This window comes from Sphingobium chungangianum, from assembly GCF_977014255.1.
In genome coordinates, this window is the sequence record NZ_CDRNIV010000006.1 from 1722646 (window position 1) to 1738399 (window position 15754).

The following is a 15754-nucleotide window of genomic DNA, read 5'->3' on the forward strand; positions in this document are numbered from 1 at the left end:
TCTCCTGTCATTTGGGTTCCGCCCAAGCGGGCGCCGGCGTGATATCGGGTAGCAGGGCGATATTGGACGGCAGGCCCGTGATCGCCCGGCCGTAAAGTTCCAGCGAAAGTTGCCCGTTCAGGGCATTGTGGCGGGTGCCGACGCTCAGGTCGCGCCAGATTCGCTGCAAGGGGCTGGAAAGGGCGAAGGTGCCCGGCCCCGCGACATCCATCAGTCGGTTGCCGGCCGCGCGCAACAATTCCATAGCATAGCCGCAATCGGCCTGGAGCTGCGCCTTGTCAAAGCCTGTAAGCACGCGGTGTTGCGCGGTTTCGTCCAGCATCCCGGCGGCCCGGCGCACGTGCAGCCAGGCCGAATCGATCTCCATCGCCGCGCGGCCGGTCATGCCGACCAACGCCTCCGAACCGCTCTGCCGGGCATAGGTCCAGCCCACCACCTGCCGCTTGGGCATCGCCTGCACCACACCTTCAAGCAACGCCGTCGCCGCGCCCAGCATCGGTGCGAGCACGCCCAGGGGAAATAGCGGCTCCATTGGCCAGCGGTCGCGCGGTTCCAGCCCCTCCATCGCCAGGATCGCCTCCGCGGGCGGCCTGCGCGACGACCAGAGGATCAGTTCCTCCGACACGAACAAATCCTGCGCGACAATCATGTTGCTGCCGGAGCCGGCCATGCCCGCGACATGCCAGTTGTCCTCGATCGTACAGGCCGCATCGCGCAGGTCCAGAAACGCCAGAGCCTGTTCGGCACCCCGATCCGTATCGATCATGACGCCGTTCAGCGCCCAGTCGGCATGAAGGCATCCCGATCCGTAGCCCCAACGCCCCGAGACGCGATAGCCGCCCGGCACCGCCACCGCTTTGCCCGAAGGCGCGGAGGCGCTGCAAAACAGTTCCTCGCCGGTCTGGAACAGCCGCCCCGTCATGGTCGGCGGCAGTGCTAGCGCGGTCCCAGTGATCCCCGACAAAAGACCATAGGCCCAGGCGGTGCCGACGCACCCTTTGGCCAGTTCGGCCACGGTCTCGATATGGGTGGTCAGCCTGTGTCCGGGGCCGCCCGCGCGCTGGGGCGCCGTGATATGGAACAGGCCGGACGCGCGCAACACCGCCATCACCGGCGGAACGATCCGCCGCTCGCGTTCGCAGGCGGCGGCATGGTCCTCTAGCAAGGGCCGCAGCGAGGCGGCGATGCCTACGGGATCACCGATAAGGGCCACAGGCCGCTTGTCCGCCATGCGCTTTTCCACTGCTTCAGATCGCATCCGAGTCACCCTCCTCTCGTTAGCATTTCCATTTAATGACGTTTTTGTCATTATACGACAAGCACCCCTCCGACATTCTTTTGCCATGTGGCTCCCCATGGGCCGCTCCATTCCGATTTGATGCGGCCCTGCCTCCCGATAGGCTGTCGCGGGACGCTCCTCTTATAGGGTCCGCGCAATCGCCCACAGCGCCGATAAGGCCCGCATCAAGAGAGGACTTGCACGCGATGCGTAAAATCGACCTTCCCCCTTCGACCACGCCGCTTTCGCCGAAAAATACGGCCCCTGGGCCATCATCGCCGGCGCTTCCGAAGGGACCGGCGCCTGCTATGCGGAACAGCTCGCCGCCATGGGTATTCATCTGGTGCTCGTCTCACGCCGGCAGGAGGCGCTCGATGCGCTGGGCCAGCGGCTGGCGGCCGAACATGGCATCGAATACCGGGCCATTACCGCCGACCTTACCGAACAGGGCATGGGCAGCCGACTGGTCGAGGCGACCGCCGATCTCGACATCGGCCTCTATATTTCCAATGCCGGCGCCGACGGCGCGGGCAACAGCTTCCTGGGCGCACCGGTCGATCGCTCGCTGCGGCTGCTGACGATGAACGCCGCCAATGTGCTGGAGGCGGTCCATGGCTTCGGCAATCGCTTTCTGAAACGCGGCAAGGGCGGCCTCGTCGTCATGTCATCCGGCGCGGGCCTTGGCGGGCAGCCCTGGCTTGTCATGTATTCCGCAACCAAGGCTTTCGAACTCAATTTCGTCGAATCGCTCTGGGCGGAACTGGACGGGCAGAATGTCGACATCGTCGGTATGGCCGCGCCGATCATGGACACGCCAACCCTACGCCGCGCCACCGAGGGGTTGGGGATGGATTATTCCATTGCCTATGATCCCGCCGAGGTCTGCGCTCTTGCCCTCGCCAGCCTGGGCAAGGAACCGCTGGTGATCGTGCCCGATGGTCCGGATGAGGAGAAAATCCCGCAGATCCAGGCCGATCGCAAGACCCGCCTCGTCGCGCTGGCCGAGTGGGGCAAGGCCTATACCGCCGCCGCGAACGGCTGATCGGCACGAAAAGGGAACAGGAAATGACGGATCAGGTCGACGTCGTCGTCATCGGCGCAGGGCATAATGGCATGGCCGCCGCCGGATATCTGGCGAAGGCAGGCAAGAAGGTTGTCGTGGTCGAGCGCCTGGCCAAGGTCGGAGGCATGACCAGTTCGGGCTATATGATCCCCGAAGCTCCGGAACATATGGTGACGCCCTGTGCCGTCGAACTGCTGTTCGCGCGCAAATCCGGCATCATTGAGGACTTCGACCTGCACAAATACGGCCTGCGCACCGTCGATCCTGATCCGACCTACGCCTATCTCCATCCCGACGGCAGCTCCATCGCGCTTTTCTACGACTATCATCGCACGGCCGAGGATATTGCGCGCATCAACCGCAACGACGGCAAAGCCTACCTGGAGTTCATGAAGACGCTGAACGTCATGATGGACATCGGTTTTCCACTCATGATGGCCGAGCCGGGGCGGCCGGACGTCAAGAATCTCTCCAAGATGATCGGCAGCGCGGTCCGCAATGTCCGGTTGAAGGACGAGCTGATCGCCATGTCGAAGGCCACGGCCGACCAGATCGCGTGCGAGCGGTTCGAGCATCCGGCAACGATCGCCCTCCTGCTCGGCATCGCGGCGGGGGCCGGACCGGTAGACGATGACGGCAATGCCGCCGCCTATATGATCTTCGCCGTCACCCATAAATATGGCACTGGTAAGCCAATCGGGAGCCTGCAATCCTTCTCCGACGCGCTCGCGCGCAGCATCGAGGCTTTGGGCGCGACGATCGAACTCAATGCGCCCGTCGCCGAGATCATCGTCGATGACGGCGCGGCAAAGGGCGTGCGGCTGGAGGACGGCCGGGTCATCCGCGCCAAAATGGTGATCGCGACCTGCGATCCCCGCACAGCCATGCGCCTCACGACGCCCGGCGGCGTGCCGCGGGCGCTGACACAGCGGATCGAACATGCCCCGGCGAACCGGTCGAACGCCGCGCCCTTCCTCGCCAACATCGCCATGTCGGGTCCGCTGACGCTAAAAAAGCATCAGGACATGCGCCATGATGACGCCGATCTCAACAAGGCGGTCGGCCTGATCGGCACGCCGGAGGAAGTGCGCCAGTCCTTCGCCATGGCGCGGCGCGGGGACATTCCCGACCGGCATGCCATGTCGCTCAGCCCTCTGTCCAATTCCGATCCGACGCAGGCGCCTCCCGGCGGCTCTCTCGCCTATGTCTACCTGCCGGGCGTGGCCGTGGATGCGCGGGAAGGCTGGTCGCCCACGCTCAAGGACAGGACCATGGCCTCTGTCATCAGCCATCTGGGTGAATTTTACGACGGTCTGGACACCGAGGTCGGCCGCTTCGTCGAGACCGCGCGGGAACGCGAAACGCGCCTCAACGTCACCAATGGCTGCGTGACCCATATAGACTTTGGCGCGCTGCGCTCGGGCGTCCATCGCCCGGCAACCGGCTTTGGCGGCCCCAAGCCGCCTTTCCCCGGCTTCCTGATCGGCGGCGCGGGCGCGCATCCGGGCGGCGGTGTATCAGGGATTGCCGGGCGGATCGCAGCCAACCGAGCGCTGCGCGAACTCAAGAAAATCAGATAAGGAACTTCCCGCATGTCAAGCATGCCCAATCCGGTCGGCATTCCCGCCCATCTGGACGATGTGACGGCGCAATGGCTGACGCGGATCATGCAGCCGCGCTATCCCGGTATTGTGGTCGAGGCGATGGAGGAGGTGTTCCTTCGCAACAGCCACACCACCAAATATCAGGTGAGACTGACCCTCAACGACGTCGGCAAGGCAGCTGGCATTCCCGAAAATGTCTGCCTCAAGGCCAATTGGGCGCAATTCGACAGCCAGGGCATCTGCCGCCTCGAAGCCCGTTTCTATGAGGATTTTCGCCGCCACGTCGCCTTCCCCGCCCCGCGATCCTATTTCGAGGCATGGGACCCGCGCCCCGACAGCGGTCAGGGACTGATCGTGATGGAGGATCTTTCCATTGAGGGCGGCCATTTCGGCATCAGCACCGACCATATGGGCGTGGAGGAGGCTGCGCGCGCGGTCGCCAGCCTTGCCCGCATTCATGGCGCCTTCTGGGACAGCCCGGTCCTCCACGCGGCTGACTGGCTGCCCGTCTCCATGGCGACGCCGGTGGACACCCAGCAGCTGACGATGATGTATGGCTTTGCCGAGCAGAACCATGCGAAGCCTGATTACCAGGCCTTCCTGCCCACCTGGATCAAGGGCGATCTCTCCCGCCTTCACTGCGTCTACAATGCCCTGATCGACTTCGCGCAGGCCAAGGAACAGGGGCCATGGTGCCTCGTTCACGGCGACAGCCATCAGGGCAACAGCTATGTTCGCCCCGATGGCGAACGCGTTTGGCTCGATTGGCAACTCGTGCGCAAGGGACGACCGATCCGCGACTTCACCTATTTCGTGCTCGGCGCGCTCACGATCGAGGAGCGTCGCGCCCATGACCGGGAATTGCTGCGCCACTATCGTCGCTGTCTTGTCGAAACGGGGGCGCACGGCGTGCCGGACGACGATACGTTTTGGGAATATTATCGCCGCTGGCCGCCCTATGCTATGCAGGCGTGGATCGCGAATATGGATGAGTGGGGCCAGAAGGGCACGCATATTGTCGAGCGCATCTTCGTAGCGGGCGAGGATCTGGGCACCGTCGCGGCGCTCGGCATCCAGTTTTGACGAGGCGATGATCGAATGACCAACGCCATCACGGCCTTTTGCGCCGATGTTCCGCAGGAGGCTTTGGACGATCTGCGCCTGAGGTTGCGGCGCACCCGTTGGCCCGATACGCAGACGGTCAGCGACTGGAGCCAAGGCGTACCGCTGGCGGCGCTGCAAGATCTGTGCGCCTATTGGGCGGAGGGCTATGACTGGCGGCGATGCGAAAGGACGCTCAATGCGCTGCCCCAGTTTACGACCGCGATAGGCGGTCTTTCGATCCATTTCATCCATGTCCGCAGCCCCCGACCGGATGCGCTGGCGCTGATCCTGACCCACGGCTGGCCGGGATCGGTGCTGGAGTTTCTGAAAGTGATCGGCCCCCTGACCGATCCGGCCGCCCACGGCGCGCCAGATGCACCGGCCTTCCATGTCGTCATACCCTCCCTGCCCGGCTACGGCTTTTCAGCCAAGCCGAGGGCCGCTGGCTGGGGCGTAGAGACTATCGCGGACGGCTGGATCCAGCTCATGCGCCGGTTGGGCTATGACCGCTTCGCCGCGCAGGGAGGCGACTGGGCGCCGCGGTCACGACCGCCATCGCGATGGCGGCGCCGCCCGAATGCATAGGCGTCCATCTCAACATGCCGCTCGTCTTCCCGGTGGAAAGCGACTTTGCCGACCTGACCCCCGCCGAGGCCAAGACGGTCGGGCGGATGCAATATTATCAGGATCATGATTCCGGCTACGCGAAATTGCAGGGCACCCGCCCGCAGACGATCGGCTATGCCCTTGCCGACTCACCCGTCGCCCAGGCCGCCTGGATTTACGAGAAGTTCCAGGCGTGGACCGACAATCAGGGCGTGCCGGAGGATGCCCTGACACAGGACGAAATGCTGGACGTGATCAGCCTCTACTGGTTCACCAACAGCGGAGCCTCTTCGGCGCGGCTTTATTGGGAAAGCGCCAATGCGTTTCAGGCCCGCATTCTGGACATCCCGGTCGGCGTAAGCATCTTTGCGCACGAAATCTTCCGTCCATCACGGCGCTGGGCGGAACGCAGCTACCCGCGCCTGATCCACTGGAACGAACTGGATGCAGGCGGCCATTTCGCGGCGTTCGAACAGCCGGCGCTTTTCGCCGAAGAACTGCGGACCTGTTTCGGCGCGATGCAAGTCTGACGCCTCCCGCTCAACGGCGGCACCAATCGGCCTGCCGCGCGGCAGGCTGGATTTCCCTTCCGGCGACCAAACTCGCCTGCGCACCAGGATCGTGCCGGATGACCGCGTCGATGCGAGCGGCGCCACGGTTCCAAGAGAGAGAGGGCATTGCTGGGCGACTGCCATCAGGGTAACACCTATATCCTGCCGAATGGCGAGCGCATGTGGGTCGACGGGCAACGGGGCCGGCACAAGCGGCCATGGCGCGATCTCACCTATTTCACCGTCGGATCGCTGACGATCGGGGAACGCGGCCAGCATCATCGCGACCTGATCGCCCATTATCGCGAATGCCTGATCCGGGAAGGCGCGACCAACGTCATCGATCTCGACACCATCTGGAATGGACAGGTGCCGCGCTGGGTGATGTACCGGATCCAGGGCTGGGTGGCGAACATAGACCATTAGGGCCAGAACGGGCTGCCGATGAACGATCGTTTCTTTGCCGCGGGCGAGGATCTGGGCAGCTGGGAAGTGCTGGGCGAATGACGGTCATGGCCCCTTCCCGCGCTCAGCTCGCGGCAAGGGCCGAACGCCGCAGCCTCGCCTCATCAGGCGCGATCATGCGCTGCGCGGCGCCATGAAGGACCCGATGCGCGGTTGAACGCGCAAGTCCGCCGGCACCCGGTCCGGCCCGATGCGCCGATCGATTTCTTCCTCGAACCAGTAGAGCGCGCGCTCCTGATAGCCCGCCCAAATCGACGGGATCGTCCCATTCCGCAGCGATTGCTGGATATTTTCGAACAGACACAGATCTTCGGACAGGATATGTTCGGTCGCCTCGCGCATTCCTTGCCAGTAGAGCCTGTCGTCCTCACTCTCGGTTGCCCACCCCATCTGGCGCACTTCCATGACCGACCGGTCGGAATCCACCGGCCAGAAGCATTGCAGGTTGAACCCGACCGGATCGAGCGAGAAAAATGTGTTGGGGAAGGTCGGCAGTGCGACCGTATTTTCCAGAAAAACCGACGCGATGTCGTCCGGTTTGACCGGGGGCGTCTTGAACAAGGACTCCCCGCCCTTCTTTCGCGTACCAAACCGCATGTGACCGCCTTCGTAGAGTGCGATCACGAAACTGCGCGAATCCAGATGCGGCGCCAACGTCTTGGGATGGACCGTGTTAACGTGGTAGATTTCAAGGAAATTATGATAGGCGATCTTCCAGTTACACGCCATTTCGATAAAGAAATGATCCTTTACCACCATGCGTTCCAGCGGATAACCCTCTGTCAGCGCGACGAATTCGCCCAAAAAATCCGGTAACGGTTTCGCGTCATCATCGAAATTGATGAAAATGAAGCCGCGATAGGTGTCGCATCGCACTTCGATCAGGCCATTTTGCGCCTTGTCGAGGCAAGCGAAATCATGCTGGCTGGGAATCGATTTGAGTGTTCCTTCAAGGTCGTATCCCCAGGCATGATAGGGGCAAATAAAGCGCATTGCCCGGCCCTGCGGCTCCAGCAGAAGCGGGGAACCGCGGTGACGGCAGCTATTATGGAACGCCCGGATCCGACCGTCCCTGCCGCGCGAGAGAATGACAGAGCGGTCCAGATGCTGGAACAGGCGATAAGAACCCGGCTCCGGCAGTTCCGAAGCAATGCCGGCAAGCAGCCAGGTCCGGTTCCAAAGACCATCTTTCTCCAGCGCCTCGAACCGCGGGTCGGCATATCGGCCGGCGGGAATGGGAGGAAGGGCCGGAAAATCGCTGGGATGCTCGGACCGTTTCAATTGCTCGTCCATTGTGCGGTAGAGCAGTTCCAACGCAGCTTCACGCATAGCCTCTCCTGTATCAAGAAGCCCGCGGGCTCCGTTTCCGCCAGACTGACGACGTCGCCGATCGAGGAACCTGCAATTGGATAGGGTCGCCGCGGTCGCGCCGTCGGCAAGCTGAACCGCCTCTCCGTATCGATGAGTATCCCCATGGCCTTGAAACATCCTACGTCCACCGACGGAATCACCGTCGATTACATCAACCAGCTGCTGGCCACGACGGGAGCGGGCGCGACCGCCGTCCGCCTGCGGATCATCGACGCCAAGACCTATGGCGATCAGATGGTGTCAACCGCCGGACGCGTGTCGATCGAAGTCGATTATAGCGATGACACGCCTCCTGACCTGCCCAACCGCCTGGTGCTCAAACTGACCCGGGCGGTCGATGAGATCATGGCCCCCTTCTACGCCAATGAAGTGGCCTTCTACCGGGGCATCCGGCCGGAACTCACGATGGAGGCGCCGCGCTGTTTCGGTGGCGATTTCGATGCATCTACTACGCATTTCGGCCTGTTGCTCGAAGACCTGAGCGTGCGGGGCGCGACCTTCCCGAATACGACCGTGCGGACCGGGCCGGATGATGTGCGCGCCCTGCTGGATCAGTTGGCCCGGCTGCACGCCCGCTTCTGGGAGTCGCCCCGCTTCAGCGCAGATCTGGCCTGGGTCGAAACCCATCTCGAAGGCGCGGTCGCAACGATGATGAATGAACTCGCACCCGCCTATATCGCGCATGAGGTCGAGACCGAAAATTTCAAACGGGAAATGGTGCAGCGGCTGCGCACGACGCCGGACAGGCTGCTTGCGGGCGTGCAGGCAGTGCAGCGGCATCAATCGACCCTGCCCCAGACGCTGCTGCATGGCGACACCCATCTTGGCAACAGCTACCGCCTGCCCGACGGAACGGCGGGCCTGCTCGACTGGCAGCTCATGGTGCGCGGCTACGCGATGCACGACGTCAACTATATCGTGACCACCGGCCTTTCCATCGCGGACCGGCGGACGCATGAACGCGATCTTCTCCGCTACTATCTGGACCGCCTGGGACAGGAAGGCGTGGCGCGCCCTCCCGCCTTCGACGATGCTTGGGAAGAATATCGGCGGACCCTGATATGGGGCGTCTACATCGGCTGGCTGACGACCCCCGTTGTCAACTATGGCTGGGAGATCAACGTCATAAACCATCTGCGGCTGACAACCGCCTATGAGGATCTTGAAACCGCAAAGCTCGTCGAGGCCCTGCTTTGACGGCGAGGATCCGTTACAACTGATTGCTCCCCGATGCCGCGAACAGGCGCTGGAAATCGACCATCGTGGGCTGGTGCGCGGTAAAGCCGCCGTCCACCGGGATCGTCGCGCCGTTGATGAAGCGGGACTCGTCCGACGCCAGAAAGGCGACGACATGGGCGATGTCGCGCGGGCTGCCGAGGTCGGGATTGAGATGATGGTCGCGCAGCACGTCCTTGATCGCCTGCGGTGTGGTTTCGACGGCCGTATCGCTGAGCACGAAGCCGATGGCGATCACATTGGACCGGATACCCTGCTTGCCATATTGGGTCGCGAGAAAGCGGCTGAGATTGATGAGCGCCGCCTTGGACGCGCCATAGGAAGTCAGCGTCATTTCGCCCAGCAGGCCGAAACCGGAAGCCGAATGGATGAGCGAGCCGCCGCCTCCCGCGATCATGGTCGGCAGCGCATGTTTGCAAAGCAGCATCGGTCCCCGCACATTGACCGCAAAGGCCTTGTCCCATGCGCCGGTGTCGAGATGGACGACATCCCGGTCGAGGGCACGCTGCTCGACCGTCTGATAGGCGGCATTATTGTGTATAACGTCGATCCGCCCGTGCCGGCCCGCGATCCGCGCGACCGCAGCGCAGACGCTGTCCTCGTCGGTCAGATCGAACGTCTCCGCCTCGGCCCGCACGCCCTTGCCGCGCAGCGTCTCCGCCGCCGCCTCCACCCGATCCGCCAATATGTCCGCCAGAATGACGGTCGCGCCGCGCTCCGACAGCACGGTCGCCACCTCCAGTCCGATGCCCTGCGCCGCGCCCGTCACGATCGCCACGCGACCGGCCAATGATCCCATCATTTCATGATCCTCCTATTTCACTTATGAACGCCGGGGCCCGACTATCGATAGCTAATCGTCTATGGCGGGTCGAAGCAGTAGGCGCAGATCTTGTTGTCGTCGGGGTCCAGCAGATAGGCGCCATAGGCATGGGGCACCGCTCCGCGCGGACCCGGCGGCCCGGCATCCCTGCCGCCCGCAGCCCGACCCGCGCGATGAAACAGATCGACCGCCCGGCGATCCGGCGCCTTCAATCCCAACGTCGCACCATTAGAGCATGTCGCCCGACCGTGCAGCGGGCGCAGGATAAGCAATTCGGGCACCCGTCGCCCATAGCCGATGCCCTGATCCAGAAACGGACCGAGGTTGACGATCCCCAACGGCGCAAGCGCCGCATCGTAAAAACGGGCGGACCGCTCCAGATCGTTGCTGCCAAGGCAGACATGCGTGAATATGCCCATCTCGGCTTCTATCCAGTCAGTGCGCCCGAGTCATGCTTTCCAGCATATCCGCGACATAGGGCGTGTGATGAACGATACCGCCGTCCACCCCGATCACCTGCCCGGTGATGAAGGCCGCACCATCCGATGCCAGGAACAGCACCGCGCCGGCAATATCATCCGGCACGCTCTCGCGCGGCAGAAGGACATGCCGCTGGACCATGGCGATCTGATCGGCGGTCATCATCTCCCGGGCAAGGGGGAGAGCACAAGTCCCGGTGCGACCGCATTGACCCGGATGTTGAACCGGCCGAACTGCACGGCGGCATTGCGGGTAAGGGCGTTCACGGCCGCCTTGGATGCGGAATAGGACGGATTGTTGATGTCGCCAGTCAACGAAACGCCCGTCGAGGTGTTGATGATGGAACCGCCGCCGCCTGAAATCATGTACGGAGCGACCGCCTTGATCATCAGCATCGTGCCCCTGGCATTGATGTGGAAGGCGCGATCCCAGGTTGCAGCGTCGAGATCGAGAAGGAAACCATCGGCCGCCATCTGCTCCCGTCGGGTATCGGCGGCATTGTTGTGAAGGATGTCGATCCGCTGGTGCTGCCGCATCACGCCTTCGACCAGCGCGGTGATGCTGTCCTCCTGGGCAAGATCTAGGAACATTGCATGCGCCTTTCCGCCCGATTCCTGGATCGAACTCGGCAACGACCTCTGCCCGCTCGACCGCGATATCCGCCAGGATCACCGCCGCGCCGGCCTTTGCCAAAGCCCGCGCGCAGGCTTCCCCGATATTGGCGCCCGATCCGGTGACGATAGCGACGCGTCCCGATAGATCCATCATGGGCATCTTCTGTCCTGTCAATCATGCATACGAAGCCGCCGGGCTTCCGCCGCAGCAGGACGCTGCCACGGCGCACGCTCCGCGATACCTAGATAAAGATAGGTTTGGCGGAATTCATAAGTGGCCCATCTATGGCGCCCCTCAAGCGGAGAGCCCTCCATGAGCATCACCATCTTTCAACTCGACAGGTCCCGTTCCGAACGCGCGGTTTGGCTGATGGAGGAAGTTGAGAGCCCCTATGATATCCGCTTCTATGCGCGGCTGGAAACGCTTGCGGCGGAGCCGTCCTATAAAGCATTGCACGCGCTAGGCTCTTCTCCCGTGATCGAGGCGGACGGACAGCGCCTCGCCGAAAGCGGGGCGGTCATAGAATATCTCGCGAGGACACAGGGGAGCGGTGCCCTCAGGGCGACCCCTGGCCATCCGGACTATGCGGACTATCTTTTCTGGTTCCATTTCGCCGAATCGTCCCTGATGCCAGCGCTGGTAACCGAGATCATGGCAGAACGCGCCGGCATCGCACAGGATCACCCTTCCCGCATCGCGGGACGAGCCCATGCGGCGCGCCTGCTGAAACTTGTCGACAACCGGCTTTCGCATAAACCATATATGGCGGGCGACCGGTTCACGGCGGCCGACATCATGATGACCTTTCCCTTCACCACCACAAGACTGTTCATGTCCGTCGACGTGGAGGGACATCCGAACATCGCCGCCTATGTCGAGCGGATGGCGGCTCGCCCGGCCTATCGCCGGATGCGCGCCATTGTCGATCGCCCCCCGCCCGCCTGACAGATCAGCTCATCGCCAGCTTTTCCGTGCCGCCGGTGCGTACCCGGTCACCCATGTGGCTACGTGCGCGCTCCTCCTCCGCCAGGGCAGCCGCTGTCGGATGCTGGACATCGTCTTTGGTGAGACGCTGGGTCGCCCGATCCCATTGGGTGACACGGAACCCATCAGGCCTGAGCAGGCCGCTGTTCGCCAGCAGGACGTCCGCACCTCTCCATGCTTCCTGGGCGGCCTCCTGATCGTTGATCTTGTATATCGCGACATAGCGATAGTCGGGCGTGATCGGGATCATCTGGCCATAGATGCGAAAGGTCAGGAAAGCTGCCGATTTAACGCCGGGCCGGGCGGCCGCCTCACGGAAATAGGTTTCCGCATAATCCCGTCTGAAACGATCATCGTTGCCCGCAGGCGGGTTCAACTCCTCCAGGATGACGCCGCCGGAATGCCCGGCGTCCGGATCATTGTCCTGAAAGAGCAGCGGATAATAATGGAAGTCATAAAGCAGGCTGTCATCGATCGCGTCCGAAACCTGCATCCGCGATGTCAGCGCATTGTCCAGGTGCTCACGACTGAAGCGAATCGGATCGAATACATCGTAGAGGGCGAGATACTGCCAATCGAAGCCTTCAGGCGGACAGGGTTGCTCCGCGGCGAGCCGAAAACGCTGGGCCGTTACCGATCCCCGGAAACGCAGCGCATCGCGAATATGGATGTTGGTATACCAATCCTCCATATCGGCCTCCCGGCCCGGAACGGCTTTGGTCAGCACGACCAGCACGGCATCGATCATCGCTTTTGCCTTTCCTCTCCTGATTTCTGTCCTCTCAGCCTTGCCGGACGGACGGCATAAAAGGGGTCGGCGCGCCCATCGTCGCCCGATAGGACAGGGGCTGCTTCCCGTCCGTATCCCGGATGCCGTAGCGCTCCCCCAGTTCCGCGCCGATCAGCGCCTGGCCCGATAGGGAGGCTAGGTCCGGGTCTTGCGCGAGCCGGCCGAGGACGAGGCCGGAAAATTCCGGCGTTTCCCAATGGGGCATCGCGGCGCGCAGGTCTTCTGGGATCATTTCGGGCGGCATGGCTTTCACCGCATCGGTCAGGATGAAGCCCGGCCAGAAGGAGACGACGGAAACGCCATGCGGCGAAAGATCGACCGCCATGTCGGCCGTCATCTTGTCCGTGCCCGCCTTGGCCGCGCCATAGGCCGGCCCGTGAAAATAGGACACCGCGCCATAGAAGGAAATGCTGGCGATCAGGCCCCTGCCCGCCGCCACCATCATCGGCGCGGCATGATAGGCCGCAACATAGCTGGAGCGCAGGCCGATGGTGATCATGTCCGCCAGCCTGAGCGGCTTTTCCCAGAAACCGCCCGGCGCGACCAGTTCGGGTCCGTAAACGGCGGCGGCATTGTTGACGAGCAGGTCCAGCCTGCCATCCGTCCGCTCGGCCAGTTGCGCGAACGCCCTCTCCACTGCGTCGTCGTCACGGTGATCGCATTCCAGCGCGATGCCGTTTCCGCCCGCCCGTTCAATCTCCTTCACGACCTCGGCAAGCTGCGCCCGGTCGCGCCCAGTGACCGCCACCACATGGCCGCGCGAAGCCAGGCCCCGCGCCATGCCGCGCCCCAGCCCGCGCGTCGCGCCCGTCACCAGCACTATCTTTTCGCTCATATCCTGCTCCTGTCCTCAATATTGGTATCGCCATGAAGGACAGCGGCGTGACCTGTCCGACGGCAAGGGCGCGACAGTCCTTCAGTCCAGACGCGTCACCGGCAGGACGACATGGCGCGCCGCTTCGCCCAGCACAGTCGGCCCAAACAGTTGCAGCCGCCGCCCCTCGACCGTCGCGAGCAGAGTGATGAGCGCGGCGTCCTCCTCCGGTCCCGCTTCGATGATATGCGCTTCCAGCGCCTCGGCGGCGTCGACCCAGCGGTCGAAGCGACGGCCGAGAAGCGCGGACACATCCGTGATGTTGCGCGCCACCATATCCGTCCCATGATCGTCGGCGCGCTGCACCCATTCGATCAGTTCGGCGACCTGCGCCTTATGCGTTTCCGCCGCCTCCCCCGTCACCGGAAGCGCCCCGAGCGTATCGGCAAGCTTGGCCAGCAGAGGCGCATTGTCACCCGTGCGCTGTTCCAGCGGCGGCAGTTCGGGCAGCGCTTGCCCCGTCAAGTGCGATAGCGCCAGCAGGATGGAGCGGCGCAGCGCAAGATCGAACATGAGATAGACCGAATGCGGATCGCCGGGGCATGGCTTGCCGACAGTCCCGGTGAATTGCATCGTGCCGAGCAGCGAAAATTGCAGGACGTGGAAAACCACCGCGTCATGATCGACCGGCTCGCCCGTCGCTTCCTCATAATAGCGCACCAGTTCCGGCAACGGCGCGCCCAGCGGTTCATAGCTGTTGCGCATCCCCATGGTAGCGATGTCGACCAGCGGATCGCCGATCATCGAAAATTCGAAATCGTAGAGCTTGGTCATCGCGCCCTGATCGACCAGATACTGGCCCGAATCGAACTGGATGAAGCTGGCGCGCTGGCGGTGCCGCGGCACATTTCGGCGAAGCCATCCGATGACGAATTCCAGCAACGGCTCAGGCCGGCTCTTGGTCCGCCGGTAATGCGGCATATAGGCGTCCAGTCCGACCAGCGCGATCGCCTCGGCGCCCACGGGCCGATGCACGCCGGCGGCCACGAAGGGTTCGACCGGCAACCGGTGCATGGCGGCAACCGCCCGCATATAGACGCGGCCGATGGCGCTCTTCGTCGTGGCATCGAGCGCCGAGAAATCCCGCGTGCCCTCAATCGCCTCCATCACGATGCACGGCGGATCGGCAAGATACCCGTAAATCTCCGGCACCGGCAGTCCCTGCCGGTGAAGCAGGGCGATGACGTCGGCCTCGCGCTTGAGGTCGGGAAAGATGGACACGTCGCCGCCCCGGTCACCGCGCAGGTGCAGGCGGCGGATCGTCCCCTCCCTTTCGACGTCGACGAACCAGGAGGGGCGCCAGCGGACGAGGCGTTCAAGCCCGACAACCTTGCCGCCTGTCAGCTGCTCGACAAAGGCGGTGATCCGGCCGACCGCCGCATCGTCATAATTGAGCGGAGCGGCGTTCGTCACTGCCCGCCCTCCCCCGCCGAAAAGGCCTCGGCCACGGCGCGGGTATCCATATATTCCTTGCCGAAAATGATCTGCCCGTCCCGGATGATCAGCAGATTATGATATTCGTTGCGATAGACCCGATCCGGAAAGACCATCTCGCCCCTGACTTCCACCGCCACCCGGTCCCCTTCGGCGGTTATCCCGACCACCTCGGCCGTCCGCTTCTGCGCGCTCAGCAGTCCGCCCTTCACGCTGGCGATGAAATCGGCCCGGCTCATGTCGCCATGGCCCAATATCCACCACCGGCAATCGGGATGTTGAAGGACCTCGATCGTCTCGACATCGCCTTCCTCCACGGCCCGCATGTAGCGGCGGGCCACCGCCTTGTTCGCCTCAATGTCGCTCATCACCCTCTCCGCTGCTCCTCTGGCGCCGCCTTTGCCGGTGGCCGTGGCAAGAATATTACCCTTGTGCAGGCGGGATCGCCGACAGGAACCCTATCCATGGGCGGGTG

At 63.3% G+C, this 15754-nt stretch carries 18 protein-coding genes; 8 read left to right on the top strand and 10 right to left on the bottom strand.

Annotation, left to right across the window (positions count from 1 at the left end; all coding sequences use genetic code 11):
* Positions 1-7: 7 nt before the first annotated feature.
* Entirely contained in the window at positions 8-1258 is a 1251-nt protein-coding gene (locus tag ACWNC0_RS15565; RefSeq protein WP_449472866.1) for an acyl-CoA dehydrogenase family protein, read from the bottom strand.
* A 295-nt stretch (positions 1259-1553) separates the two neighbouring features.
* Between ACWNC0_RS15565 and ACWNC0_RS15570 the strand changes: the two genes are divergently transcribed.
* The 6 genes from ACWNC0_RS15570 (at position 1554) to ACWNC0_RS15595 (ending at position 6633) form a co-directional block, all read left to right on the top strand.
* Positions 1554-2321 carry an SDR family NAD(P)-dependent oxidoreductase gene (locus ACWNC0_RS15570; protein WP_449474634.1) on the top strand — a complete coding sequence of 256 codons (768 nt, stop codon included), beginning with the start codon at positions 1554-1556 and terminating at the stop codon, positions 2319-2321.
* A gap of 23 nt (positions 2322-2344) precedes the next feature.
* On the top strand, positions 2345-3922 hold the full coding sequence (locus ACWNC0_RS15575; protein ID WP_449472868.1) for a phytoene desaturase family protein: 1578 nt from the start codon (positions 2345-2347) through the stop codon (positions 3920-3922).
* Positions 3923-3934: 12 nt separating this feature from the next.
* On the top strand, positions 3935-5029 hold the full coding sequence (locus ACWNC0_RS15580) for a phosphotransferase family protein (RefSeq protein WP_449472870.1): 1095 nt from the start codon (positions 3935-3937) through the stop codon (positions 5027-5029).
* A 15-nt stretch (positions 5030-5044) separates the two neighbouring features.
* Entirely contained in the window at positions 5045-5635 is a 591-nt protein-coding gene (locus ACWNC0_RS15585) for an epoxide hydrolase family protein (RefSeq protein WP_449472872.1), read from the top strand.
* A gap of 14 nt (positions 5636-5649) precedes the next feature.
* Positions 5650-6186, top strand: a complete 537-nt coding sequence (locus tag ACWNC0_RS15590) for a hypothetical protein (RefSeq protein ID WP_449472874.1) — start codon at positions 5650-5652, stop codon at positions 6184-6186.
* Positions 6187-6333: 147 nt separating this feature from the next.
* Positions 6334-6633 (top strand): hypothetical protein, encoded by a 300-nt coding sequence (locus ACWNC0_RS15595; protein WP_449472881.1) that lies wholly within the window; start codon positions 6334-6336, stop codon positions 6631-6633.
* 153 nt (positions 6634-6786) lie between these two features.
* Here ACWNC0_RS15595 and ACWNC0_RS15600 read toward each other — a convergent pair whose 3' ends face one another.
* The gene (locus tag ACWNC0_RS15600; RefSeq protein WP_449472886.1) at positions 6787-8001 is read right to left on the bottom strand and encodes an aromatic ring-hydroxylating oxygenase subunit alpha; all 1215 of its coding nucleotides are present in this window, start codon (positions 7999-8001) and stop codon (positions 6787-6789) included.
* 144 nt (positions 8002-8145) lie between these two features.
* Here ACWNC0_RS15600 and ACWNC0_RS15605 point away from each other — a divergent pair, with 144 nt between their 5' ends.
* A complete protein-coding gene (locus tag ACWNC0_RS15605) occupies positions 8146-9240 on the top strand; it encodes a phosphotransferase (RefSeq protein WP_449472887.1) in 1095 nt (364 codons plus the stop codon).
* A gap of 13 nt (positions 9241-9253) precedes the next feature.
* On the opposite strand, the gene ACWNC0_RS15610 is transcribed toward ACWNC0_RS15605, so the two are convergent.
* From ACWNC0_RS15610 to ACWNC0_RS15625, 4 genes are read right to left on the bottom strand one after another with little or no spacing between them, the layout of a single operon-like run.
* A complete protein-coding gene (locus tag ACWNC0_RS15610; RefSeq protein WP_449472888.1) occupies positions 9254-10081 on the bottom strand; it encodes an SDR family NAD(P)-dependent oxidoreductase in 828 nt (275 codons plus the stop codon).
* A 59-nt stretch (positions 10082-10140) separates the two neighbouring features.
* On the bottom strand, positions 10141-10521 hold the full coding sequence (locus ACWNC0_RS15615) for a VOC family protein (RefSeq protein WP_449472889.1): 381 nt from the start codon (positions 10519-10521) through the stop codon (positions 10141-10143).
* A gap of 16 nt (positions 10522-10537) precedes the next feature.
* Positions 10538-10747: an SDR family oxidoreductase gene (locus ACWNC0_RS15620; protein WP_449472890.1), complete on the bottom strand. Its 210-nt coding sequence runs from the start codon at positions 10745-10747 to the stop codon at positions 10538-10540.
* The gene (locus ACWNC0_RS15625; protein WP_449472891.1) at positions 10744-11172 is read right to left on the bottom strand and encodes an SDR family NAD(P)-dependent oxidoreductase; all 429 of its coding nucleotides are present in this window, start codon (positions 11170-11172) and stop codon (positions 10744-10746) included. The genes ACWNC0_RS15620 and ACWNC0_RS15625 overlap by 4 nt, the downstream gene beginning before the upstream one ends.
* A 337-nt stretch (positions 11173-11509) precedes the next feature.
* Between ACWNC0_RS15625 and ACWNC0_RS15630 the strand changes: the two genes are divergently transcribed.
* Positions 11510-12142 (top strand): glutathione S-transferase family protein, encoded by a 633-nt coding sequence (locus ACWNC0_RS15630; protein WP_449472892.1) that lies wholly within the window; start codon positions 11510-11512, stop codon positions 12140-12142.
* Between the two features lie 4 nt (positions 12143-12146).
* On the opposite strand, the gene ACWNC0_RS15635 is transcribed toward ACWNC0_RS15630, so the two are convergent.
* From ACWNC0_RS15635 to ACWNC0_RS15650, 4 genes are all read right to left on the bottom strand, one after another.
* A complete protein-coding gene (locus ACWNC0_RS15635; RefSeq protein ID WP_449472894.1) occupies positions 12147-12929 on the bottom strand; it encodes a hypothetical protein in 783 nt (260 codons plus the stop codon).
* Positions 12930-12963: 34 nt separating this feature from the next.
* Positions 12964-13806 carry an SDR family NAD(P)-dependent oxidoreductase gene (locus tag ACWNC0_RS15640; RefSeq protein WP_449472895.1) on the bottom strand — a complete coding sequence of 281 codons (843 nt, stop codon included), beginning with the start codon at positions 13804-13806 and terminating at the stop codon, positions 12964-12966.
* A gap of 81 nt (positions 13807-13887) precedes the next feature.
* Positions 13888-15258, bottom strand: coding sequence for a phosphotransferase (locus tag ACWNC0_RS15645; protein WP_449472897.1), 1371 nt, complete (start codon positions 15256-15258; stop codon positions 13888-13890).
* Positions 15255-15647: a nuclear transport factor 2 family protein gene (locus tag ACWNC0_RS15650; protein WP_449472899.1), complete on the bottom strand. Its 393-nt coding sequence runs from the start codon at positions 15645-15647 to the stop codon at positions 15255-15257. The genes ACWNC0_RS15645 and ACWNC0_RS15650 overlap by 4 nt, the downstream gene beginning before the upstream one ends.
* Between the last annotated feature and the right edge of the window lie 107 nt (positions 15648-15754).